The following is a 23,190-nucleotide window of genomic DNA, read 5'->3' on the forward strand; positions in this document are numbered from 1 at the left end:
CTTAATTAAAAGAGGTTTTTTTATTATAAATTAACCTAATTTAGGTAATAAACGTTCTCCGCTTTTCATGCTACTTTTACATAAAGGGCATTTAGGCTCTTCTTCAAATGAAAAGTTCTTTCTCATCCATCCTAAACAATCCTCTGATTCACATTCCCAAACAGGGGTTTGTTCTGGTGGTACTTCTGCTACATCGTTCTTTCGATTGCGATACATGTAACCACTCCTTTTATGTAAAAAATTTTAGTTATATATTAAAAAGGTTGTTAACCTTGCTGGTAACAACCTTTTTATTGTTTGAATTATAGCTTTACAACGTTTTTAGCTTGAGGTCCGCGGTTACCTTCTTCAACTTCAAAGCTAACTTCTTGACCTTCGTCAAGAGACTTGAAGCCGTCGCCAGTGATAGCTGAGAAGTGAACGAATACATCGTTACCGTCTGCAACTTCGATGAAACCGAAACCTTTTTCGCTGTTAAACCATTTTACTTTACCTGTTAATGTCATGGTAATGCCTCCTAAAAGTAGAAAAATTACAATATGATCGGCCTTATTTGAATGAAAATAAAATTTCACATATTATCAAAAACCCATAAGGAGTACAAACTGTCCCCGATTGATACTTGATAATATGCAAAGAAAATATAGTGTTAAATTGACCTTAATTACTATCTTACAACAAATGGTGGGAAATAGCAAGTGCTGGTAATACCACTGAGTAATCTGGGTGATAATAGTAAAGGCACAAAGGCACCTCTTTTATTTATATATTATTCCTAATTGGGATTTATGCAAAATCATGTAAGAAAAACTTAGAGTAAATATTAATAATATATTTTTCGTGGTAAAATATGGTTGGTTACTGTTGGTAGTTAAATATTATAAAAGGAGAAAAGAAAGTGAAAAATAATTCATTTATAATAATTGAAGCAGCAAAAGCAGGGAGAAAAAAGGTCCATCCAGTCTTTGCTGTAATATTAGCCATTATATTTTTGACTTTAGGCGAACTTTTTATGTTATTTATGTTATTTTTACCGAAAGCTGAAACGATATTCATGAAAGGTATTTATGACAATGTTAGAATGGTGTTAACGTTTGGCGGAGCTATATTTATTTTATTTATATGGGTTCGTTTTGTAGAAAAAAGACCTTTTTCATCCATTGGCTTTTGGAAAGAGAAATGGATGAGAAAGTATTTAAAAGGTGCGTTAATAGGGTTTTTATTTATTTCAACGCCAGTTATTCTACTATTATTAATGGGGAGTGTGAAATTGCAAGTACAACATATTACCTCAACAGTGATAGTAGGAATAGTAGGATCTCTAGTTGCATTTTTAATACAAGGGGCAACGGAAGAAATTATTGTACGAGGTTGGTTATTCCCGGTTCTTTCTGTTAGAAGTCGTATATGGGTTGGAATAATTGTAACTTCATTTTTATTTGGATTTCTTCATCTACTTAATCCAGGAATTACAATATTATCTATATCGAATATAATATTAGTGGGTGTTTTCGCAGCTTTATATGTATTGAAAGAAGACGGTCTGTGGGGAATATGTGCATGGCACTCAATTTGGAACTGGGCTCAATATAATGTATATGGTTTTGCAGTTAGTGGCACAACTGTATATTCTACTCCAATTTTTAAGTCTATAACAAATGGACCAGAAACATTGCATGGAGGCACGTTCGGAATTGAAGGTAGTATCATTACAACAATCATGCTCACTGTCGCTTCAATTGTTTTATGGAGAAAGTTATGGGGAAGAAAAGCGAAACAACGAAATTTTAGTTAATGAAAGAGGGAGAAACTATGGGGATAATAGCATTTGAGGGAGCAAGCGCTGTTGGTAAAAGTACCACGTGCCGTGAATTAGAAAAGAATTATGGTGCTTATATAATACCTGAAGTGAATTCTTTATTTGAAAGGCCAAAAAATGAACATAGAACATGGTATTTTGAAAAACAAGTTGAGCGCTGGAATATAGCTGTTCAGAAGTCAAAGCAATATGAATTAGTAATACTCGATGGCGATATTTATCAGCCACTTAGTTATAATTGGTGTTTTCATTTTGATATATTTAATCAGCCATTATCTTTAATAGAAAATTTTTATAAAGAAAAGATGATAAATAGGGAAATTGGCTTTCCGGATCAATATTTTTATTTATATACGAACGATGAAGAACTTAGAAAACGGAAAGTATCTGATGAAACGAAAAGAAGGAGAAACTTTGAAAAACATTTACATATATCAAAATCGTTTCAGCGTTATTATGAAAATTTAAATACTGTTACAGATGGGTATTGTAAATTAATTGAGGCAAAAAGTGTAAGAAATAATGAATTAGAAATAGTGAGAAACTCACAAAATTTGAACGTGTGTGAAGAAAGACGTTTTGATGTTTCGAAGTTAGATGCTATTACGAAGTGGTTAAAAGAAAATCGTGCATAAAGTAAAAACAACGAGTGTTGTAGAACGCGCTCGTTGTTTTTTTGTTTCTTTATAAATATAAAGGAAAAATTTGTAGAATATTTTCATTATTTAACAGAATAATCTTTCAATTTTAAAGAAAAAGAAATACAATATGAGGAAGTATATATAAATAATATGATAGGGGATGGGATGCGATATTTTGAATGAAGTAACAGTTTTTATATAAGAAATAATTAGGTAGTCAGAACGGAGATATTTGGGAGGAAACAAGCGAGATGAAAACATTTTTGAAAATAATAGGTGTTATAGCTGGTATGGCGGTAATTGGAGTAGGTTTAACATATGGTATGCTGCATTATTTAAATAATAGTAAACCAGCTGCGAAAAAGGCATCACCAGCTGCTCCAGCAGTAGAAGTATTAGCTGATAGTAACGTAAAAGCAGAAGATGCAAAGCTTTTAGAAAATGGAAATTATTCATTGCCGAATAGTGGTTTTAATAAAAATTTTAAATGGACAGATGAGAACATACAGACAGCATTACATGAAATGGCACATCAAAAAGCGAAAGCTGATCAAAAGTGGGGCTATATTTTTATTACACAAGAGCGGATTGAAAGCTTAATTGATATTGTAAAGAGTAATGATCTTGTACAGGGAAGTACATATGTAGAAATTTTAGAACGATGGAAACAAGGAAAATATGAAAAGGTTGATGGGGATCACAATAAGATTTGGAAATTACAAAGTGGGAATTTAGGAGAAGGAAAAGGAGTAATGTCGGAAGCTGAGCAAAAAGAATTAATTAATCAAGTGTTTATGAAAAAAGGTACATATTCAGGTAGTAAATTAATTGCAGGTGGGGGACAGACTAATAAATAGTATACTAATTAATGAAAGAGAGTAATTGCTTATTAGGCAATTACTCTCTTTCTATGTACGTCTTAATATTTTAGTCTCGTTCAAGTAAGGAAAGGAACGATTGTAATACCGGGGAAATCCATCTAGATTTATGATAGATTACATAACTTTGAATAACTGTTGGAGTTTCGATAGGTTGAAAACATAGTTGTCCTTTTTGGCAACTTTCTTGTACAACGATATAAGGAAGAATTGAAATGCCTAACTCACACATAACGGATTGTTTAATAACTTCAACATTGGAAGTTTCAAATGTTTTAGCTGGAATATTTCCACTTTGACGTAAAAAACGATCTACCATTGGCCTATAGCCGCAGCTTTGTTCTGTAAAAATGAACTGGGTGTCTTGTAATAACTGGAATGGATTTGTATGCGCAGAGGAATAAGATGGTAAAATCCATCCAAATGTTTCATTACTAAAAGTACGCGTAATAAAATCATTATGTTCTATACTTTCTCCAATTATGAAGACAACGTCTGTTTCTCCTTCACGTAATTTTTGTAATGCTTGTTCATTTGTGTTTGTTTCAAGTACGATATTTACTTTTGGATTTTTCTGTTTGTAAGTACGTAATAATTGTGGTAATCGGTATACCGCTAATGATTCATTAGATGTAATACTTAATGTACCTTCTAAATAATCTTTATTTTGGGGGATTTCTCGCGCTTTTTCATATATTGAAAGTAATTCTAATGCATAAGGATGAAATTGATGACCTGCTTTTGTAAGTAGCACTTTTTTCCCTAACCGATCGAAAAGAGGAATATGTAAATCGTTCTCTAAAGCTTTCATATGTGCTGTAACAGTAGATTGCGCATAACCTAGCGCATGCGCAGCCTTAGAAAAATTACCATACTTCACAATGGCGCAAAATGTTTTAACATGTCTCATTTCCATAAACGATCCCTCTTTTATTATCATGATTTGTGAATGATTATATCATGTATTTTAATTTTCCAAATGATTAAATTCTGTATAAAATGAAATTGTAGAAATATTCATTTAGGTGATATTGGAGGAGAAAAGATGAAAAAAAAGGGCTATCATGTAGCTGTTGTTGGGGCTACAGGTGCGGTAGGGCAAAAAATTATTGAACTGTTAGAGAATGAAATGAAGTTTAATATAGTTGAAGTTACATTGCTTTCGTCAAAACGATCCGCTGGTAAGAAAGTAAGATTCAAAGGACGAGAGATAATTATAAAAGAGGCAAAAACAACTAGCTTTGAAGGTGTAGATATTGCCTTTTTTAGCGCTGGGGGAGAAGTATCTAGACAATTTGTAACTCATGCAGTTTCTAGTGGTGCGATTGTAATTGATAACACAAGTGAGTACCGAATGGCACAAGGTGTACCGCTCGTTGTTCCGGAAGTGAATGCGCATACTTTAAAGCAGCATAAAGGTATCATTGCAGTTCCAAATTGTTCAGCATTACAGATGGTAACAGCACTTCAGCCGATTCGAAAATCATTCGGTTTAGAAAGAATTATCGTTTCAACATATCAAGCCGTATCGGGTTCTGGCATTCATGCGATTCATGAATTACAAGAGCAGGCTAAGTCTATGCTTGCTGGTGAAGAAGTGAAAAGTAATATATTACCGGCGAAAAAAGATAAAAAACATTACCCAATAGCGTTTAATGTACTGCCTCAAGTAGATATATTTACAGACAATGATTTTACTTTTGAAGAAGTAAAAATGATTCAAGAAACGAAGAAAATATTAGAAGATGAAAACCTGAAAATGGCAGCTACTTGTGTACGTGTTCCAGTTGTATCAGGGCATTCAGAATCGGTTTATATAGAACTGGAAAAAGAAGCAACCGTTACGGAAATTAAGGAAGTATTAATGGATGCACCAGGTGTTATTTTGCAGGATAACCCTAGTAAACAGCTGTATCCAATGCCATTATATGCAGAAGGGAAAATAGATACATTTGTCGGAAGAATACGTAAAGATCCTGATATGCCAAACGGATTCCACCTCTGGATTGTTTCTGATAACCTATTAAAAGGTGCGGCTTGGAATTCAGTTCAAATCGCAGAGACTTTAGTAGAAAAGGGAATACTTTAATCTAGTTTGAAAAACCGGGGAATCGATAATCATTTTCCGGTTTTTATCCCGCTATTTGCTGGGCAGTAAGACCCCCACTGATTAAAGCTTCACTTTATTTAATAATTGTTTTCTTTATTTCGCCCAACTTTAATTTTAATTAGTCGTTATTGAACTTTTACAAATATCTACTTTATGTGCAGTGAAGCGTAAGGTTTTGGATTCTGCATGAATTGTTAGGTTAATAATAATCGATAACGGCATTTCGACCATTTTCACAATATCTTCTATAGCAATATACTCATTTTCTGCTTCGTTATAATAAACAACAGAACGAATTACTGCCTCGTTATTTTCAATGTCAATTTCAAACATCATAGGGAATTTTTCACCATTATGTAAGAATAGTTTGCCTAGTACGATTGAACCGTTTAGCTCCTCTGTAAAATTAGTAGTTGCTGCTGGTTTTACCCATGTTTCGTCATGTTCTTCGTTTTCCTCTTCATCTATTGCCCATTCCCAAATGGGGTTTTGTTTTAGGTCTTCAATAGTTAATTCATCAATTGGTTTGCAATTGCTCATACATAAATTCTCCTTTTGCTTTGATAAATAAGTTTCTTAGTTTCATGAATTAGATGATTGCTTATAAGTGGGGACAATGTATTGTTTTTGTTTATCGGATGTCAAATCACTTTATTTTGGAACTCTATTATTACCATAATCTTAACAAGGCAATTATCAGTTAGCAAATAATCATTAGTTGAGAGTTTTGATGAGGTCTGATGTGAAGGAAAGATAGTGAAAAACAACAGGAATGAATAAAAGTTCTTTAGTACTATGTGGTATAATATGGTAGTGTAAAGAGTGCGTTTATACAGGAGGGATTACCAATGCTAAAAGTTATGTTACCATTTGTTCTTATCTTTTTTCTTGTTATTGCGATGTATATTGCTTATCAAAAGAGAAAAAAATCTGGGATAAAAGGATTGAAAAGTGCGTTAACTTCTATTTGCTTCTTTTTACTCGCAATCTTAAATATGTTTGCATATTGGTTTCACTTTGGCGGTGCTTTTACTTGGTTATTTTCAATTGTATTATTGCTAGTTGGTGCATATTTTACTAAATATATTCCAATATCTAAAAAGGTACATTAAAATCTATAAGAGTTTAATATAATGTTTACTTTGTTTTGAAAAGAGATTATTCTACTAGATCGTTGTGAAACGGTTTCATAGGATAATCTCTTTTGTTTAGTTTTGGAAAGAACGTACTGTACTTTTTAGTTGCTCAATAAATTCTCGAGTTGCAGCACACATATATTTATCTTTTCTATAAATTAGCCCTATTTCAATTGTTGGAGTAGGGTTTTCTATTTTAATAGCTTGAATGTTTTTATTTTGTAAAAAGTCTATATATGGTTTGGGTAACACTGTAATTCCCATTCCTTTGGAAACCATTTGGATTAAAGATTCCATCGTGCTAATTTCTAAAATTGGTCTTGGTTTAAAGTTGAATTTTTGGCAATGAGATGTAATTAGTTCGGTTAAAAAGAAATTTTTAGGTAAAAGAATTAAAGGGTAGTTCTGTAATTCAGCAATAGATACATGATTACGTTCAGCTAATCGATGACCAGTTGGCACGACTAATGTAAGATCGCTTTTGTATAGAGGGATAGAGATAATCTCTTTATCTTGCACCGGGAGAAATGTAATTCCAATATCTAGTTCGTTTCGTAATAGTTTTTCACGAATATCTCCTGTGCGAAGCCCTAATACAGAAAGCTCTATATTGGGATATAAATTATTGAAATTTAAAATAGTTAGTGGTAGTAAATAATTTAGGACGGTTAACAAAGCCCCTATTGTTAAGGAACCTTGCTGTAATCCGTTTAGGTCTTGAATAGCTGAACGAGCTTGTTCGACTTCATGAAAAATGGTTTTACTATGTGATAATAAAATCTTCCCTGCTTCAGTTAAAGATATTTTTTTACCAATTCGATCGAAAAGTGGCATTCCTACTTCATGCTCTAATGCACGTATTTGTTGACTTAGGGAAGGCTGTGAAATATTTAATTTCTCAGCTGCTTTTGTGAAATGTAATTCTTTTGAAACAGCTAAAAAGTATTCAAGTTGTCGTAATTCGATTGGAATCACCTCAAGTATAATAATAGGTTATACCTATCATTATTATATAAATAATTGAATTGAACAATGATTTTAGAGGTTTTATAATCATTTTTATATAACAGAGAGGGTTGTAAAAATTAATTGAGAGAAAATACATGTAACACCTTTAAAGGAGGAAATAGAATGGCTAATGAATATCAATTATTATCTTTAAATATAGGGTTACCAAAAGAGGTTACATACGGTGGAAAGGTAGTTCATACAGGCATAAATAAGAAACAAGTAAAGGAACCGGTATATTTATCCTTTGTAAAATTTAATGGGGATGGACAAGCTGACTTAGTTCATCATGGAGGAGTAGATAAAGCAGTTTGTGTTTATACTGGTGATCACTATCCATACTGGGAAAAAGAATTGAATCAAGATCTTGTATATGGGGCTTTCGGAGAAAATATAACAGTTAGTGGTATGAGCGAAGAGGATGTTTGTATTGGTGATACGTTTGAGCTAGGACAGGCAATCGTACAGGTAACACAACCAAGGCAACCTTGTTTTAAATTAGCAAAAAAATATAATATTCCAAAGTTACCACTATATTTTCAAGAAACAGGATATACAGGATTTTATTTTCGTGTATTAAAAGAAGGATGGGTATCATCAGTCGACACCTTAAAAAGACTACAGTCTGATCCAAAAGGTGTTTCAGTAGCATTCGCTAACCGTATTATGCATAAGGAAAAACAAAATATTGAAGGGGTAAAAAGGATATTAGAAGTAAATGCACTTTCAAATAGTTGGAGAAAGTCTTTTGAAAAGCGTATAAGTGGAGAAGAAATTAATACGAAGGAAAGACTTGAAGGGATAAAAGAATAAAAATATTTTATTATCAATAGTGTATTTCTATTAGTAAAAGCTAATTAGAAAGCGCTATTTTTATAAAATAAACTAATTAATATCCGAAAATCTTAATATTTTTTTATTCGACTTATTTTCAAATAGTCGAAACATAAAATTAATTAGACTTTTTTTTATGTTTTATGATAGTATATTGATTGGTAAGACCTCTATTTTTAAGAGTAGGTCATATAAGTATATCTAATTTAATGGAATTTAACATTTGGAGGTACAACATGGGGAATGTTGAAAAATTGGCAAGTCTTCTAATAGAAGAACCGAAAAGGGAGCAGTTATTTCCTTTATTTGAAGAAGTGTTTGGAATTACAACTCAAACATTGAATGATTTTTCGGATAAAGGATATTGGGATGATACATATAAAGCTTTATCATTTTTACAAGAAGATAAAGTGATTGCAAATGTTGCGGCATTTTCACTCCCGTTATTAATTAATGGTGAAAAAATAAATGCGGCGGGTATTCAATCAGTAATGACACACCCTAATTTCCGTAGACAAGGGCTAATGACACAATTAATGAGTAAAATGATAGAAGAAATTGATAAGAAATGTGAATGTGCATTATTGTTTACGGAAAAACCTGAACTATATACAGCATTTGGATTTAAAGTTGTGCAGGAATATTTGATGACTATACCATATGATAAAAATATTAATAATAACCATTCACTACTTAAAAAGTTAGATTTCTATAATATAGAGAATAGACAGTTAATACATGAAACGATTGATAGTAGCCAAAGACTTTCAAATAGTTTTTCAACTTTAAACTTCCATCCTTCATTTTATTTGAATATGTATGATTCGGAATGGAATGAGAAATTGTATTATTCAGAGAAACTAGATGCTTTAATCGTTTATGAAGTAGACAATGAAAAGTTGAAATTATTTGGAGTATTTGCGCCAGTACTTCCGGTTTTAGATGAATTATGTGGAGAAATCAATGAAAGGTTTACGGAAATCGAATTTTATTTTTCACCGGATCAATTAGGGGTTGAGGATGTACAGTTTACAGAATTACAGTCTAGCAAGTATTTAATGGTTCGAAGTGATAAAGAGTTAGATTTTAAAGGTTATAAATTCCCAGTATTAGCGGAGTTTTAAATGTCTATATAAATGCTTTATTATGGAGGAGCTATGAATATATCGTATATACCAGAACGTATTGAGCAACTCACTATAATGAATGTACCTGAATACTATAAAATTAATGATAATCATGCGTTTATTGTCCGTTCGAAAGCAGAAACCGATTTTTGGCTTAAAACACATTATGGTTTTGAAGTCATGAATGGTCATGTATTTTATAATGAGATGATGACAGACTTTCAAGCTGAAGTTCAGTTACGTATGAATCCAAATTCAAAATTCGATCAAGCAGGTCTTTTTGTTATGATTTCGGAGAACTGTTGGCTAAAAACATCTTTAGAATATATCCCTGAAGGGCCATCTCACTTAGGTGCTGTCGTAACGAATAATGGATATTCTGATTGGTCAACGCAAGATTATCCAACAGAAGCAGCTAAGCAACAACTTCGTTTTCGAATTATTCGAAAACGCGGTGATTATACAATATATGTGAAAAAGAGCCATCAATGGGAACAAATAAGAATCGCTCATTTAATGGAGGATATAGGGAGTGAGCCTATTAAAATAGGTTTTTACACGTGTAGTCCTTCTAAAAATAATGGATTTGAGACTGAGTTTTTAAATTTTACAATTGAAGAATTATAGATGAAAAACCGTATTCTTTTCATTAAGAATGCGGTTTTTGTATTTACATAATATAAAGCATATGTATTGACCAGAAAGTCATTAATACTTATCATTTAATAATGTTAAATATTAATTTGCATAATATAATAAAAGTAATGAAGAAATTACAAAAAATATCGCTTAAATAAGGAGGGATATGAATTATTCAGTGGTAATTTCATGGGAAAAGGAGATTATGTATGAAATCATTTCGTAAGTTATTACAGTATTTAAAACCATACATGTTCTTCGCTATTATTGGACCGCTATTTATGGTACTTGAGGTTGCGATGGACTTAATTCAACCGACTATTATGCAACATATCATTGATGTTGGGATTGCAAATCGGGATTTAAATTATGTAATAAAAATGGGGCTTCTTATGATAGGAGCAGCAGCACTCGGTTTAGTTGGAGGGCTTGGGTGTATGATGTATTCTACAAAAGCAGCTGTTAATTTCGCTACAGACATACGAAAAGATGTGTTTGCGAAAATAGAAACATTTTCTAGTAATAATCGTGATTCATTTGGAACAGGTAAATTATTAACGATCGTGACGAATGATATCACTTCCATTCAATCGGCAATGACGATGACATTACGTGTTCTCGTTCGTGGTCCACTGTTATTTATGGGAAGTATAATTATTGTTTTTGTAACAGCGCGAGAGTTATTTCCAATATTACTTGTAGTTGTTCCGATTTTATTACTTGCGATTATTTTAATTGCAAGTAAAGCAAGTGGTACATTTAAAAAGGTGCAAGAGGCATTGGACAAAGTGAATACAAAGTTACAAGAAAATTTATCTGGTGTACGTGTTATAAAAGCGTATGTAAGACAAAAATACGAAATCGCCCAATTTGGAAATGTAAATACAAATTTAACGAAGATAAATATTCGAGCTGTGCAACTTATTTCTTTAATGATGCCAATCATTATGCTAGTTGTAAGTGGCGGGATTGTCGCAACATTATGGATTGGTGGAGAAAAAGTATTCAATGGAACGCTTCAAGTAGGAGCGATTTTGGCATTTATTAATTACTTGAATATCATTTTAATGTCACTTATGTCGATTAGCATGGTATTTATTCAAATTGCGCGAGCTTTTCCATCTGCGGATCGTGTACAGCAAGTGTTAAATACCGAGGTTGATATTATAAGCGCAGCTAATGCAATCGAACCTGAGAAAATCGAGGGGAATATCGAATTTAAAAATGTTAGTTATAGTTATACGAAAAATAATGAATACGTTTTAAAGGATATTTCGTTTAGCATAACAAAAAGGTGAAAAAGTAGGGATTATTGGATCAACTGGAAGTGGTAAATCTACCTTAGCGAAACTGTTACCACGTCTATATGATGTGGATCAAGGTGAAATATGTATAGATGGAATAGATGTTAAAACATATGATTTGCAAAAACTCCGTGCTTCAATAGGGTTTGTACCTCAGAAGGCTTTGTTGTTCTCAGGTAGTATAGAAGAGAATTTACGTTATGGTAAAGAAAATGCAACACATGATGAGCTGGAAGTAGCAGCTGCATCAGCTTGTGCGACTGAGTTTATCAATAAGCTGGAAGAATCTTATCGATATAATTTAACACAAGGTGCGACAAATCTATCAGGTGGACAAAAACAACGTGTATCAATTGCAAGGGCACTTGTGAGAAAACCACCGATTCTCATATTAGATGATTCTACATCAGCAGTTGATGCAAAATCAGAGGCTACTATTCAAACAGCTTTAAAAACAAAATATAAAGGCACAACGACATTATTAATCGCGTCCAAAATTTCTTCCATAATGGATGCGGATAAAATACTTGTATTAGATAATGGTGAATTAGTTGGCAATGGTACACATGAACAATTGTTAGAACGAAGTGAGGTTTATCAGGAAATTTATCTTTCCCAAGGTGGTAATTTGCATAAAGAAGGTGGGGAAGAACATGCGTAATTTTCAAGGGCAATTTGCTAATAAAGGTGGACGAAACACACCGAAGATGGGAAAAGCTAAAAATGCCCAAGGAACTGTAATGCGGATATGGAACTATATGGGCTATCAAAAAGCTGCTCTAATGTTTGTTATATTTCTAGTCGTTGTTACTACTTTACTTGGATTATTAGGTCCCTATTTTATGGGAGTCATTATAGATCAATATATTGTACCGAAAGATTTAAGTGGTACAGCAAGAATGTGTATGTTACTTATCGCGATTTACGGTGTAACTGTACTTTTAACATGGTTACAAACATTTGTCATGATTAACGTTGCATTAAAAACAATTCAAAAAATACGACAAGATATTTTTGAGAAAATCCAAACGCTTTCTTTACGGTTCTTTGATGTGCGTTCTCAAGGTGATTTAATGAGCCGTGTGACAAATGATATAGATAATTTGAACCAAGCTTTGACACAAAGTGTTGTACAAATTATTTCATCAGCGCTAACTTTTATAGGTGTAACGATTGCGATGTTCGCCTTAAATTGGATTTTAGCAATTGTAACTTTAATTACAGTACCTATTATGTTTTACGTTACAAAAAAACTAGTTGCATATAGTGGTAAAAACTTTGCGAAGCGTCAAAAAGATTTAGGTGAATTAAATGGATTTATTGAGGAAGCAATTACAGGTGCGGATGTTACGACGTTGTATGGAAAAGAAAAAGAAACTGTACAAAATTTCAATAAAATTAATGAACAGCTAAGAGTTTCAGCTACGAAGGCTGATACATTTTCAGCTTTTATTTTTCCAAGTATGAACTTTATTAATAACTTAGGTATGGGGCTTGTCATTGGGACTGGATCAGTTATGGTCTTAAACGGAATGACAACAGTGGGTGTTATTGCGGCTTTTATTAATTATTCTCGTCAATTCTCAAGACCGTTAAGTCAATTTGCGACTTTAATGAATACAATTCAAGCGGCAGTTGCTGGTGGAGAACGTGTTTTTGAGATTATGGATGAGGTACCAGAAATTCAAAATAAAAAAGACGCATTTGTTGTACAAAATTTACAAGGGCATGTTGCACTTGAGAATGTTTCATTTGGCTATGCAGAGAATAAAACGATTTTAAAAGAAGTGAGTCTTAAAGCGCAGCCAGGAGAGACAATTGCTTTAGTTGGCCCGACTGGATCAGGGAAAACAACAATCATTAATTTGTTAACTCGCTTTTACGATATACAGCAAGGACAAATTCATATTGATGGAAAAGATATAAAAGATTATGATATTAATTCTTTACGAAGTAAAATAGGAGTAGTTTTACAGGATACGTATTTATTTGCTGGTTCGATTATGGATAATATCCGTTATGGACGCTTAGATGCTACTGATGAAGAAGTTATCACTGCAGCTAAGGCAGCATCTGCACATTCTTTTATTAAGCATTTGCCAAATCAATATGAAACAGAAATTGCTTCAGAAGGATCGAATTTAAGTCAAGGACAAAAACAACTTCTTGCGATTGCACGAGCAATTTTAGCAGATGCAGATATATTAATTCTCGATGAAGCGACATCTAATATTGACACAAGAACAGAATTACAAATACAAGCAGGGCTAAATAATTTAATGAGAGGTCGCACAAGTTTTGTGATCGCTCACCGACTTAAAACAATTGAAAAAGCAGATCAAATCCTTGTTATAAAGGATGGAAGAATTTTAGAAAGAGGGGATCATGAGTCTCTCATGGAAGATAAAGGGTTTTATTTTGATCTGTATACGAGTCAGTTTAAAATATAGTAAAAACATTGATATGTTGCGGTTTCTCTTGAGAGGAGAAACCGCATTTTTTATATTTGTAAATATTACTATTCAAATGGTTTTTCACTACATATTTTAACAGCATCCTCCTGCATTCCAGGCAAAACATGTGAATAGCGATTTAATGTTATGAACATATCTTTATAACTGAATTGTTCACTTACAGTCTTTAGATGTATACCTTGTTTCAAAAGTAGCGTAGCATGTGTATAACGTAAATCATAAAATCGAACCTTAAAAATCGGAATTTAAATAAAAAGAGCGCTGTTAAAAGCGCTCTGAGACAAACTATATATTTAGAGAGGAATCAAGATAATATATGGATATTGTTTGAGAATGTTGTAGGTTTTAATTAAAAATAAAGCACACATATAAGTGTGCTTTTATGAACGCTTTAGATTTGTATGACTATATAGTCAACATACAATAAAATATGCTTGTTTGATATAAATGTGTGTCAAATCTATAAAAATATATTTTAGTGTGTATAAGGAACATTAAATGTTAGTTAGCCAAGTCTTTTGTTTTTATCCCGCATTAACGGGCAACCCAATTGGTGAGGGCTAATAATCATGGGGGGATGAACTAAACCCCAATGATTAAAGTTTCACCTTATTAACGAATTTGTGCAACTGTTAACGCTGCAGAACGAATATCTACTGTACCTATTACTTCAACGGGGACAATTTGAATTAAATCACCTGGGTTTAAGTTAATTAGAATGACGCCACTTGATACATCGACTTCACCAGTTCCAATAATATTAGAACGGACTGCGGTTCCGGATCCTGCAATAACATTAGTCGATGAATTTAATGTCAAGAAAAAGCGTGCTGCTTCTGGGGCTACTGGAACGTTATCAAGACTAATCGTTAATGTATAGCTAATTTGATAAATACCAGCTACTTGAATTTTAATACCAGTTCCAGTACTAATTGTATCATTGATTACAGGGACAGTAATGTTAGGATTTGGGCCTGTACTAGGTAATAGTAGTGGTGTAAATAATGTTGCAAATTGAGGTGAAGTAGCATTGAAGGCAAAACCTAGGGCAGGTAGTGTACTAGGTGCTTGTGCTTCACAATTAAAATTAGCGAATTTACGAATGGATGAGCGCATATTTTCACTCCTTTCTTGTATTTAGATTTCGTGAGTATTAACTTCACATTTTGGACAAGCATAATACAATATATGAAAATTTATAGTAGATAGTGCACAAGCGTTACTATTACGGATAAAGCTATGAATAATAATAAATACAATATGGAAAAAGCAGTTAGCTAATTTAGCTAACTGCTTAGTCGATTCTCCAAGAGCAAATAGACGAAAAATTATTGCGCTATATAAAAGATCACTATAGATAAGTGCTCTTTTTGAGAGTGAGTATAAATTTCTATCATTCTATCTAGTATTTGCACTGTATTATGTAGTTGCTACTAAAATTGATGTGAATTTTTAAAATTAGAGGTTTCTTTTAATGAAACCTCTAAAAAGACAACTAAAGTTACGTTATAGTAAATTCAATTGCGATAGGAGTGCCTCCATCTAGGACTGCTCCTCCTACAATAGTAGCAGCTGTAGTAGTCACACCAGTAATAGTATCACCTGTTTGAATAACACCATTAATATAAAGTGTTAAAAAGGCATAAGAAGCAGGGAATGTTGTTACAGCACCAGTGTCATCAGTGAAGTCTGTGTTAGCAAAAGTTAAATCTGCTCCAGCAGCAGTTCCTGTTGCGGCTGTACTTACAAATCGTCTTCCAGCTATAAAAGGTTTAACGATAGGCATTTATGTTCACCCCTTTTTGAAAATTAACTCGGACAAGTGTTTTGAAAGTTTTGTCCTGTATCGTATAATATGCTGTGCTTCTACTAAGAGATACGGCTTGTATACTAGTAAATAAGTATAATTATTATGCGTTTTATAAGTTAGGTTCTTATAAGTAATTAAGTGGTTAAGGTTGGATTTTGTATATGGTATGTTTATGTTAAAAAAGAGAGCTCTTTTAGAAAGAGCTCTTAATCAAATTATTATCTTAGTGTTGGAGGGAAACTGGCGGCCTCAGTGACAGATGGTAGAAATAATTTACGTGGTATGGTAATAAATTCAAGCGCAATTTGCTTTGGATAAAAAAGTATTTGAGTTAAATCTAGAGCATGTATTAATAGTATCATGAAGCTTGTAAGAATGATAAAACTACCCCAAAAGAAACTTTTTGAAGTGTTGCGGAAATCTTTTATTAAAGAAAAGAATGAAAAAAATGCGGTAACAATGAGAATAAAAAATTTATACTTATCAGCCATTGTGATCCTCCTAAAGAACAGTAATTTATATTATACCGTATTTTTCAATATTATTATAAAAAGATTTCAAAGTGAATAATAAGAAAAAAATAAAGCCATAACTTCAAACATTAGTTTAGGTTCTATTGTTTGAATTTTTTGTTTTAGAAGGTATATAATCTGAAATTGAAAATTTTCCAAATGAATTACCATTTTTTATTTCTGATCCAACATCAAGTGCTTAATGAAATGGTATGAAAGATTATAGGCTAGTGATATGAGATTAAATAAGAGGAATTTGCGTGCTGCAAGCGTCCTAGCTCAGATTTCTACTAGAGAAAAGTATTTAGTTGGAGTTGGTATGTTAATAAAAAACGGATGGATGTCGAAACTAAATATTCATGACATTAAGGACAAAGATCAGGAAATATAATTTGGTATTCTGGGAATAACCGGAGATCCGTAGTTAAGGTTGCATAGTATTTGTATTTTTTTTCTAATTTTTCAATTGTTGTTATGTGATGAGAACCTAATCCGCGTCGTACACTATGTTGAGAAAGAGTCGGCCCAATTTGTAATTTTCGTTTTTTCATTGCATCGTTCCATGGACTGTAAAAAAATTTAAAAATAAAAGCAGGTTCCATGTAAATGCTATAAGGATAATGCGAGCCATGTCTCCCGACTCTATAGTTCCCGTGCGAATTATTGTGAATTAATCTACCGTTAAGATATAGTTGATTTGGATTAGGTTGAATTATTATGCCGTGATAACGTTGTTTAACAAGCGGAGAGCTATATCTTGGATTAGTGTAGCCATAAGTCGGTTCATCAATCATCATAATCATTCTTATTGAAAACATATTGCCGCCCATAGTGCTAAGTGATTTAAAAAATTGTTCTTTATTATAACAGCACAGGAATTCTGTCGTATTCAATACCATTTTCCATCCTGTAATTTCTCTTTCAATTTCCATAACTTCTTGATCAACTAAATAAGCATCAAATTCGAGTGATTTTGAGTTTCGTATTTCCCAATTAGGAGCGAATGTTTTACAGATTTCAACTGAACGATCAGTGGATCCACGATTAATAAGAATGCCATGATCAAATAGCTTTGTATGGTGCATTAACCACCATGGAAGTAAATATTCTTCATTGTAAAAATGAGAAATTAAAGTAGTCTTAATCAAAATCACCTCCGTATTTAACCTGCTTCTTATTTAATATGATATGGAAGGAAACCTATTGTTAGAAGGTTTCCTCTTAAAAGTTTTAAACCACATAGGGTATGTGGATGGATTAGTATATAAAGTAGTCTGATTTTTATTTTTTGAATATAAAAAAAGACACTCAATTGAGTGTCAATATAGTATTGCTCTCGCGTATAGGATTGGAGATGTTCCTCAAATACATATTGAGATGGTCTGTAAAGAAGAAACAATCTTCATCTTTAATGTAACATCGACATGGGTGAAGTGTAAATTGATAATATATATACGGAAAATTTAGTATAGATGTTTTCTACTATGGATATAGTAAAATTTATTTTTATTACTTAATCACTATCGTAATATTTATCAATTGAGTATTTAGATTGTTTATTATAAAAAGAATGAATCATTTTTTAATCAATTCGTATAATTGTAAGAGAGGCACCTGTTGATCCGCCTCCAACTAAATTCACGACGGATAATATACCAAATAATTGTAGTGAGATTGTATTACCAGCATTTAAATTAGTAATTAAGTTATTACTATAATTTGAAGTAGATAAAGTGGGAGAAAAAATAGAGCCAGGAATTGGCGTAGAAGCGTTTAATAGTAGTCTAGTTCCAGCAAGTAGAGCGGTTGTTGTATTAACTTGATAGGTTAAATGATATCTTCCAGTTACAGGAATTGTAAATACGTCATTTGAAGCGTTAACTGTAAAATTACCGAGACTTTGGTTATTTGCAAGTGGAATGTTTGTTCCTCCTAATACGACTGAAACAGAACCACCTGATGTATTATTAGCGAACATAGAGTTTGTTGTAACGATTGAACCAGTACTCCCGGTAGGCCCAGTACTTCCGGTAGGCCCAGTACTCCCGGTAGGTCCAGTACTTCCGGTAGGCCCAGTACTCCCGGTAGGTCCAGTACTTCCGGTAGGCCCCGTAAGCCTGTAAGGGAAAATAATGTCAAGAGCCATTGACATTAGTTCCTTTTTTCTAATTTCATTATTATCTTGAATATAAATCACCTCATCTTTTTAAATAAGAATGTTATAGATTTACTACTTTTTAAATAGAATGATCAATTTATTATATTAATAATAGTGGCTATAGCAACGGTAAAATGTTTAATACATGTAATAATTATTATGAGAAGAAAAGAGAATAGTTATAAAGTTATTCTTTAATGATAAGGTCTAAATGATATGTATGAGTTAAAAAACATGTGGAATGAGGTATTAACTTGAAACGCAATGACAAATTATCATTGAATAAGGGGATGATAGGACCAGAAAATATTGGACCTACATTTCCGATTCTTCCACCAATTTATATTCCAACCGGAGCAACAGGACCAACTGGAATAACGGGACCGACCGGAGCGACAGGGATAACAGGAGCAACCGGAATAACAGGACCGCCCGGAATAACGGGAGCAACCGGAGTAACCGGGCTAACCGGAATAACGGGAGCAACCGGAGAAACAGGCCCGACCGGAATAACGGGAGCAACTGGAGTAACCGGGCTAACCGGAATAACGGGAGCAACCGGAGAAACAGGCTCGACTGGAATAACAGGCCCGACTGGAATAACGGGGCCGACCGGAGAAACGGGGCCGACCGGAATAACAGGCCCAACCGGAGAAACAGGCCCGACCGGAGAAACGGGCCCAATTGGAATAACGGGACCAACAGGAGAAACGGGACCGACTGGAATAACGGGACCAACAGGAGTAACCGGGCTAACCGGAGAAACGGGACCGACCGGAGCAACAGGCCCTACTGGGGGTATTGGTCCTATCACAACAACCAATTTGTTATATTATACTTTTGCAGATGGAGAGAAACTTATATATACAGATGCCGATGGGATACCTCAATATGGTACAACGAATATATTATCGCCTAGTGAAGTTTCATATATTAATTTATTTATTAATGGAATAATGCAACCACAGCCATTATATGAGGTGAGTACTGGTAAATTAACTTTATTGGATACTCAACCTCCATCGCAAGGATCTTCAATTATATTACAATTTATCATTATTAATTAAAAGGACAGATCCTTAATGAAAAGGAATCTGTCTTTTTTTGTTTTATATTTAAATAGTTAAAATTAAGTGAAGGTACATTCAATTTCTAGCTGTCATAAATGGTTGAATGATAGGAATTTTAACTTCAATCCTTTTCACAGTGTATTGGAATAAAATATAAAATGAATTTTTCAATATATTATATGAGAGTTCTCTATAATACAAACGGCTTCATGTTTAAAAAGAGAACACAATCTTAGTAAAGAAATAATGTATATTTATATAAAAAAATAGCACTGTTAATTGTTGAGTATATTCAAATTAATATGTGTATTTAAACCTAAGAGATAAACGTGGAAAAATAAAATAAACCCGTAAGTTTAGGTATTTAATCTAAGCAGTCAATTATTAAAAACATATAATTAATATGTGAGTCATGAACATAATTAAATAGCGTTTGTAAGTTTAATTATATTTCATGTTTCCTATTTTAAGTCAATATATAACATATTTTTTTACAACTTTATGATCCTTATAATAGGAAAAACTCAAATATAAAACAAGTAAGGAGGACATAAATGACAAACAATAATTGTTTTGGTCATAACCACTGCAATAATCCGATTGTTTTCACTCCAGATTGCTGTAACAATCCACAAACAGTTCCAATTACTAGTGAGCAATTAGGTAGATTAATTACTTTACTAAACTCTTTAATAGCGGCTATTGCAGCGTTTTTTGCAAATCCAAGTGATGCAAACAGATTAGCTTTACTCAATTTGTTTACTCAACTATTGAACTTACTAAATGAATTAGCACCTTCCCCAGAAGGGAATTTCTTAAAACAATTAATTCAAAGTATTATTAATTTACTACAATCTCCTAACCCAAATCTAAGTCAATTACTTTCTTTATTACAACAATTCTACAGTGCTCTTGCACCATTCTTCTTCTCTTTAATTATTGACCCTGCAAGTTTACAACTTTTATTAAACTTATTAACTCAATTAATTGGTGCTACTCCAGGAGGCGGAGCAACAGGTCCAACAGGTCCAACAGGTCCAGGAGGCGGAGCAACAGGTCCAACAGGTCCAACAGGTCCAGGAGGCGGAGCAACAGGTCCAACAGGCCCAACAGGAGCGACAGGTCCAGCAGGTACTGGTGGAGCAACAGGTTTAACAGGAGCAACAGGTTTAACAGGAGCAACAGGCTTAACAGGAGCGACAGGCCCAACGGGAGCAACAGGTTTAACAGGTTTAACAGGAGCAACAGGTTTAACAGGAGCAACAGGCTTAACAGGAGCGACAGGTCCAACAGGAGCAACAGGTCCAACAGGAGCAACAGGTTTAACAGGAGCAACAGGTTTAACAGGAGCAACTGGTGCAACTGGTGGCGGAGCTATTATTCCATTTGCTTCAGGTACAACACCATCTGCGTTAGTTAACGCGTTAATAGCTAATACAGGAACTCTTCTTGGATTTGGATTTAGTCAGCCTGGTGTAGCTTTAACTGGTGGAACAAGTATCACATTAGCATTAGGTGTAGGTGATTATGCATTTGTAGCACCACGCGCAGGGGTTATTACGTCATTAGCTGGTTTCTTTAGTGCAACAGCTGCATTAGCTCCATTATCACCTGTTCAAGTGCAAATACAAATATTAACTGCACCTGCAGCAAGCAATACGTTTACAGTACAAGGCGCACCTCTTTTATTAACACCAGCATTTGCCGCAATAGCGATTGGTTCTACAGCATCAGGAATCATACCTGAAGCTATTCCAGTAGCAGCTGGGGATAAAATACTGTTATATGTTTCATTAACAGCAGCAAGTCCAATAGCTGCAGTTGCTGGATTTGTAAGTGCAGGTATTAATATCGTTTAATTTGTTACAATGTTTAGTAGGAAATTAAACAGGGGTTTGTATATAGTCCTTCCTAATAAATTTAGGAAGGACTATATTTTTTGAGGAAATAAGTAATAAATCAATTGAATAATTACTCTTTATTAAGTTCGTATAAAAAAGTATAATTTACCCTTTCTCATTTAAGGCATAAGTTATGTAACTTTAAAAATTTCCGATCAGCAAAAAAAGATGAATTCTTTTAAAAAAGAATTCATCCATAAAATAAACTATTTATTTTTATTGCAGTTACATCCTTTTTTCTTTACATAGCCTTGCTCGGCTAAGTCTCTTTGCGATTGGGAATTGGAAGATTGAGAATTGGAAGATTGAGAGGATGCTGAAGAGCTACTATTTTTATTATAAGAGTAGTTTTTTCGATAGTTATAATTACTCATAGTACTATCACCTCCAATTTAATATATAAATATTATATGTATGTACACTATCAATTGTTACTATTTTTAATAGGAAGAGAAGATACAATAAAAAAATCTCCTTGGTATTTTCCTAGGAGATAAATGATGATTCTTTTGAAATTTTACAAATTAATACGCCCCAGTAAAGAGGAAAGTAATAAGAATCTTGGTGATGCGGATTATGTTGTTGAGCGAGGGGCTGGGTTGGATAATTTTTCGTTTCACGGTTTTGATTGCAGTTTGCCGGAGGACCAATTACAGTAGTTGATTGAATAGGGGAAACCGCTTGTTTCCATTGTTGTTCATTGAGGCAGTAAGTATGGGCCATCATATGAGCCGGAGTTAATCTTAAAATATCAGAACCGAAAATAACTTCTGGCGCTGGGGCATTGAAAATAGCTAATAAATGAGTATTATCTGCTGTAGCAATTTCATAATGCCACCACGCTTGTGGAATGTTGGCAACTTGCCCCGGTTTTATCGGTAAGTTTAAAATTTGATTCGTAAATGGATTAAGTAAAGAAACAACAGCAGACCCTGAAATACAATAAACAAGTTCAGCTGCATTTTGATGAATATGTGGTTCTACAACATTTCCTGTACTTAAATAAATATCTAATAAAGAAGTATTTTCTAAAGTATTTAATTGTTTAATACCGAGTACATTTATATAATTTTGGGCATCTTTCCGAAAAAAATTACTTTTATTTACATCATAAGTAAAATTGGTTGAGGGAGAGGTATAGTCGATGTTGGCAGTCAATTGTATTACCCGCCTTTCTATAGGGAAGTTAGGTTACAAAATTAGGATATGAGTCTAGTCTTTGTTTTGTGCTGTTGTCGGCAGCTTAATAAATTCACTTATTTCATAAAGAATAAGGTGTTAATACTAAACTATATTCGTATTCCCATTCATACTTTGGATTGATGGAAAAAAGTAATGAAAATGTTAATTTAAAAGTACATCAATCATTTATAAGGAGTGAATGTTCATGTCATTTAGTGAAATGATTAGAAATGAAGTACTCAGCTGGGCGGGTGTTTCTGAAAAACCGCATCGATTTGGTGGTATTGAAATAAATTATGGTAAGAAAGAACTTGGCCATCTTCATGGTGATAAATTAGCTGATTTACCATTTCCGAAGTTAAAGCGAGATGAATTAGTGAAGCAAGGATTGGTAAAACCACATCACGTATTACCTGAATCAGGATGGATCAGTTATTATATAAAGAGTGAAGAGGATATTCCATTTGCAATTGAGTTATTTCGTATGCAATATGACCGAATTAAAAAGTAATGAAATAAAGTAGGGTAATAAAAATTTATTTTCATGTCACATCCCTCCTTAATCGTTCGTCTTGTATGTAGAACGA

Annotated in this window: 23 protein-coding genes and 1 pseudogene; 13 read left to right on the forward strand and 11 right to left on the reverse strand. The window is 33.2% G+C overall.

Features of this window, described 5'->3' with window-relative positions:
- Window positions 1-30: 30 nt before the first annotated feature.
- Window positions 31-216 carry a cold-shock protein gene (locus tag HMPREF1014_RS11820; RefSeq protein WP_000286203.1) on the reverse strand — a complete coding sequence of 62 codons (186 nt, stop codon included), beginning with the start codon at window positions 214-216 and terminating at the stop codon, window positions 31-33.
- Window positions 217-302: 86 nt separating this feature from the next.
- Window positions 303-506 carry a cold-shock protein CspD gene (gene cspD, locus HMPREF1014_RS11825; protein WP_000176366.1) on the reverse strand — a complete coding sequence of 68 codons (204 nt, stop codon included), beginning with the start codon at window positions 504-506 and terminating at the stop codon, window positions 303-305.
- Window positions 507-898: 392 nt separating this feature from the next.
- On the opposite strand from cspD, the gene HMPREF1014_RS11830 reads away from it, so the two are divergent.
- The 3 genes from HMPREF1014_RS11830 (at window position 899) to HMPREF1014_RS11840 (ending at window position 3,317) form a co-directional block, all read left to right on the forward strand.
- Window positions 899-1,795, forward strand: a complete 897-nt coding sequence (locus tag HMPREF1014_RS11830) for a CPBP family intramembrane glutamic endopeptidase (protein WP_000794817.1) — start codon at window positions 899-901, stop codon at window positions 1,793-1,795.
- Window positions 1,795-2,454 (forward strand): nucleoside/nucleotide kinase family protein, encoded by a 660-nt coding sequence (locus HMPREF1014_RS11835; protein WP_002005064.1) that lies wholly within the window; start codon window positions 1,795-1,797, stop codon window positions 2,452-2,454. Before HMPREF1014_RS11830 ends, HMPREF1014_RS11835 begins: the two co-directional genes overlap by 1 nt.
- 257 nt (window positions 2,455-2,711) lie before the next feature.
- Complete coding sequence (locus HMPREF1014_RS11840; RefSeq protein ID WP_000846981.1) at window positions 2,712-3,317, forward strand: PRK06770 family protein; 606 nt, start codon at window positions 2,712-2,714, stop codon at window positions 3,315-3,317.
- 70 nt (window positions 3,318-3,387) lie between these two features.
- On the opposite strand, the gene HMPREF1014_RS11845 is transcribed toward HMPREF1014_RS11840, so the two are convergent.
- Window positions 3,388-4,254, reverse strand: a complete 867-nt coding sequence (locus tag HMPREF1014_RS11845; protein ID WP_000425904.1) for a LysR family transcriptional regulator — start codon at window positions 4,252-4,254, stop codon at window positions 3,388-3,390.
- Window positions 4,255-4,383: 129 nt separating this feature from the next.
- Between HMPREF1014_RS11845 and HMPREF1014_RS11850 the strand changes: the two genes are divergently transcribed.
- Complete coding sequence (locus tag HMPREF1014_RS11850) at window positions 4,384-5,427, forward strand: aspartate-semialdehyde dehydrogenase (protein WP_000726549.1); 1,044 nt, start codon at window positions 4,384-4,386, stop codon at window positions 5,425-5,427.
- Between the two features lie 135 nt (window positions 5,428-5,562).
- Here HMPREF1014_RS11850 and HMPREF1014_RS11855 read toward each other — a convergent pair whose 3' ends face one another.
- Entirely contained in the window at window positions 5,563-5,988 is a 426-nt protein-coding gene (locus tag HMPREF1014_RS11855; RefSeq protein WP_000063766.1) for a hypothetical protein, read from the reverse strand.
- A gap of 308 nt (window positions 5,989-6,296) precedes the next feature.
- Here HMPREF1014_RS11855 and HMPREF1014_RS11860 point away from each other — a divergent pair, with 308 nt between their 5' ends.
- Window positions 6,297-6,560 carry a hypothetical protein gene (locus HMPREF1014_RS11860; RefSeq protein WP_000921856.1) on the forward strand — a complete coding sequence of 88 codons (264 nt, stop codon included), beginning with the start codon at window positions 6,297-6,299 and terminating at the stop codon, window positions 6,558-6,560.
- Between the two features lie 96 nt (window positions 6,561-6,656).
- Here the strand turns inward: HMPREF1014_RS11860 and HMPREF1014_RS11865 are convergent, their stop codons facing one another.
- Window positions 6,657-7,559, reverse strand: a complete 903-nt coding sequence (locus HMPREF1014_RS11865) for a LysR family transcriptional regulator (RefSeq protein ID WP_000612234.1) — start codon at window positions 7,557-7,559, stop codon at window positions 6,657-6,659.
- Window positions 7,560-7,715: 156 nt separating this feature from the next.
- On the opposite strand from HMPREF1014_RS11865, the gene HMPREF1014_RS11870 reads away from it, so the two are divergent.
- From HMPREF1014_RS11870 to HMPREF1014_RS11890, 5 genes and pseudogenes are all read left to right on the forward strand, one after another.
- Window positions 7,716-8,405 carry an MOSC domain-containing protein gene (locus tag HMPREF1014_RS11870; RefSeq protein ID WP_001263003.1) on the forward strand — a complete coding sequence of 230 codons (690 nt, stop codon included), beginning with the start codon at window positions 7,716-7,718 and terminating at the stop codon, window positions 8,403-8,405.
- A gap of 257 nt (window positions 8,406-8,662) precedes the next feature.
- Window positions 8,663-9,550: a GNAT family N-acetyltransferase gene (locus HMPREF1014_RS11875; RefSeq protein ID WP_000528676.1), complete on the forward strand. Its 888-nt coding sequence runs from the start codon at window positions 8,663-8,665 to the stop codon at window positions 9,548-9,550.
- Window positions 9,551-9,583: 33 nt separating this feature from the next.
- Window positions 9,584-10,180 carry a DUF1349 domain-containing protein gene (locus tag HMPREF1014_RS11880; RefSeq protein ID WP_001027681.1) on the forward strand — a complete coding sequence of 199 codons (597 nt, stop codon included), beginning with the start codon at window positions 9,584-9,586 and terminating at the stop codon, window positions 10,178-10,180.
- 221 nt (window positions 10,181-10,401) lie between these two features.
- Window positions 10,402-12,157 (forward strand): annotated as a pseudogene (locus HMPREF1014_RS11885) (ABC transporter ATP-binding protein).
- Window positions 12,150-13,946, forward strand: a complete 1,797-nt coding sequence (locus HMPREF1014_RS11890; RefSeq protein ID WP_001243555.1) for an ABC transporter ATP-binding protein — start codon at window positions 12,150-12,152, stop codon at window positions 13,944-13,946. Before HMPREF1014_RS11885 ends, HMPREF1014_RS11890 begins: the two are co-directional and overlap by 8 nt.
- 636 nt (window positions 13,947-14,582) lie before the next feature.
- Here the strand turns inward: HMPREF1014_RS11890 and exsF are convergent.
- From exsF to HMPREF1014_RS11920, 5 genes are all read right to left on the reverse strand, one after another.
- Window positions 14,583-15,086 carry an exosporium protein ExsF gene (gene exsF / locus HMPREF1014_RS11900; RefSeq protein ID WP_001257877.1) on the reverse strand — a complete coding sequence of 168 codons (504 nt, stop codon included), beginning with the start codon at window positions 15,084-15,086 and terminating at the stop codon, window positions 14,583-14,585.
- Window positions 15,087-15,471: 385 nt separating this feature from the next.
- Window positions 15,472-15,756, reverse strand: a complete 285-nt coding sequence (locus HMPREF1014_RS11905) for a DUF4183 domain-containing protein (RefSeq protein WP_001123247.1) — start codon at window positions 15,754-15,756, stop codon at window positions 15,472-15,474.
- A 242-nt stretch (window positions 15,757-15,998) separates the two neighbouring features.
- Window positions 15,999-16,271, reverse strand: a complete 273-nt coding sequence (locus HMPREF1014_RS11910) for a hypothetical protein (RefSeq protein WP_000774115.1) — start codon at window positions 16,269-16,271, stop codon at window positions 15,999-16,001.
- Between the two features lie 386 nt (window positions 16,272-16,657).
- Window positions 16,658-17,440 carry a glycosyltransferase family 2 protein gene (locus HMPREF1014_RS11915; RefSeq protein ID WP_000598286.1) on the reverse strand — a complete coding sequence of 261 codons (783 nt, stop codon included), beginning with the start codon at window positions 17,438-17,440 and terminating at the stop codon, window positions 16,658-16,660.
- Between the two features lie 434 nt (window positions 17,441-17,874).
- A complete protein-coding gene (locus HMPREF1014_RS11920) occupies window positions 17,875-18,489 on the reverse strand; it encodes a BclA C-terminal domain-containing protein (RefSeq protein ID WP_043307179.1) in 615 nt (204 codons plus the stop codon).
- A 215-nt stretch (window positions 18,490-18,704) separates the two neighbouring features.
- Here HMPREF1014_RS11920 and HMPREF1014_RS11925 point away from each other — a divergent pair, with 215 nt between their 5' ends.
- Together HMPREF1014_RS11925 and HMPREF1014_RS11930 are read left to right on the forward strand one after the other, a co-directional pair.
- Entirely contained in the window at window positions 18,705-19,517 is an 813-nt protein-coding gene (locus HMPREF1014_RS11925; protein ID WP_000827706.1) for a DUF4183 domain-containing protein, read from the forward strand.
- Window positions 19,518-20,074: 557 nt separating this feature from the next.
- Window positions 20,075-21,379, forward strand: coding sequence for an exosporium glycoprotein BclB-related protein (locus HMPREF1014_RS11930; RefSeq protein WP_000183799.1), 1,305 nt, complete (start codon window positions 20,075-20,077; stop codon window positions 21,377-21,379).
- Between the two features lie 528 nt (window positions 21,380-21,907).
- Here the strand turns inward: HMPREF1014_RS11930 and HMPREF1014_RS11935 are convergent.
- The gene (locus HMPREF1014_RS11935) at window positions 21,908-22,579 is read right to left on the reverse strand and encodes a cupin domain-containing protein (RefSeq protein ID WP_000126320.1); all 672 of its coding nucleotides are present in this window, start codon (window positions 22,577-22,579) and stop codon (window positions 21,908-21,910) included.
- Between the two features lie 229 nt (window positions 22,580-22,808).
- Here HMPREF1014_RS11935 and HMPREF1014_RS11940 point away from each other — a divergent pair, with 229 nt between their 5' ends.
- On the forward strand, window positions 22,809-23,114 hold the full coding sequence (locus HMPREF1014_RS11940) for a luciferase domain-containing protein (protein ID WP_000010317.1): 306 nt from the start codon (window positions 22,809-22,811) through the stop codon (window positions 23,112-23,114).
- The last annotated feature ends 76 nt before the right edge of the window (window positions 23,115-23,190 follow it).

This window comes from Bacillus sp. 7_6_55CFAA_CT2 (assembly GCF_000238655.1).
Classification (GTDB): domain Bacteria; phylum Bacillota; class Bacilli; order Bacillales; family Bacillaceae_G; genus Bacillus_A; species Bacillus_A cereus.

What these genes read in the sequence shown, in the direction of transcription:
- HMPREF1014_RS11820 (WP_000286203.1), bottom strand. Translation starts at nt 216, where the DNA reads ATGTATCGCAATCGAAAGAACGATGTAGCAGAAGTACCACCAGAACAA.
- cspD (WP_000176366.1), bottom strand. Translation starts at nt 506, where the DNA reads ATGACATTAACAGGTAAAGTAAAATGGTTTAACAGCGAAAAAGGTTTC.
- HMPREF1014_RS11835 (WP_002005064.1), top strand. Translation starts at nt 1,795, where the DNA reads ATGAAAGAGGGAGAAACTATGGGGATAATAGCATTTGAGGGAGCAAGC.
- HMPREF1014_RS11840 (WP_000846981.1), top strand. Translation starts at nt 2,712, where the DNA reads ATGAAAACATTTTTGAAAATAATAGGTGTTATAGCTGGTATGGCGGTA.
- HMPREF1014_RS11845 (WP_000425904.1), bottom strand. Translation starts at nt 4,254, where the DNA reads ATGGAAATGAGACATGTTAAAACATTTTGCGCCATTGTGAAGTATGGT.
- HMPREF1014_RS11850 (WP_000726549.1), top strand. Translation starts at nt 4,384, where the DNA reads ATGAAAAAAAAGGGCTATCATGTAGCTGTTGTTGGGGCTACAGGTGCG.
- HMPREF1014_RS11855 (WP_000063766.1), bottom strand. Translation starts at nt 5,988, where the DNA reads ATGAGCAATTGCAAACCAATTGATGAATTAACTATTGAAGACCTAAAA.
- HMPREF1014_RS11860 (WP_000921856.1), top strand. Translation starts at nt 6,297, where the DNA reads ATGCTAAAAGTTATGTTACCATTTGTTCTTATCTTTTTTCTTGTTATT.
- HMPREF1014_RS11870 (WP_001263003.1), top strand. Translation starts at nt 7,716, where the DNA reads ATGGCTAATGAATATCAATTATTATCTTTAAATATAGGGTTACCAAAA.
- HMPREF1014_RS11875 (WP_000528676.1), top strand. Translation starts at nt 8,663, where the DNA reads ATGGGGAATGTTGAAAAATTGGCAAGTCTTCTAATAGAAGAACCGAAA.
- HMPREF1014_RS11880 (WP_001027681.1), top strand. Translation starts at nt 9,584, where the DNA reads ATGAATATATCGTATATACCAGAACGTATTGAGCAACTCACTATAATG.
- HMPREF1014_RS11890 (WP_001243555.1), top strand. Translation starts at nt 12,150, where the DNA reads ATGCGTAATTTTCAAGGGCAATTTGCTAATAAAGGTGGACGAAACACA.
- exsF (WP_001257877.1), bottom strand. Translation starts at nt 15,086, where the DNA reads ATGCGCTCATCCATTCGTAAATTCGCTAATTTTAATTGTGAAGCACAA.
- HMPREF1014_RS11905 (WP_001123247.1), bottom strand. Translation starts at nt 15,756, where the DNA reads ATGCCTATCGTTAAACCTTTTATAGCTGGAAGACGATTTGTAAGTACA.
- HMPREF1014_RS11910 (WP_000774115.1), bottom strand. Translation starts at nt 16,271, where the DNA reads ATGGCTGATAAGTATAAATTTTTTATTCTCATTGTTACCGCATTTTTT.
- HMPREF1014_RS11930 (WP_000183799.1), top strand. Translation starts at nt 20,075, where the DNA reads ATGACAAACAATAATTGTTTTGGTCATAACCACTGCAATAATCCGATT.
- HMPREF1014_RS11940 (WP_000010317.1), top strand. Translation starts at nt 22,809, where the DNA reads ATGTCATTTAGTGAAATGATTAGAAATGAAGTACTCAGCTGGGCGGGT.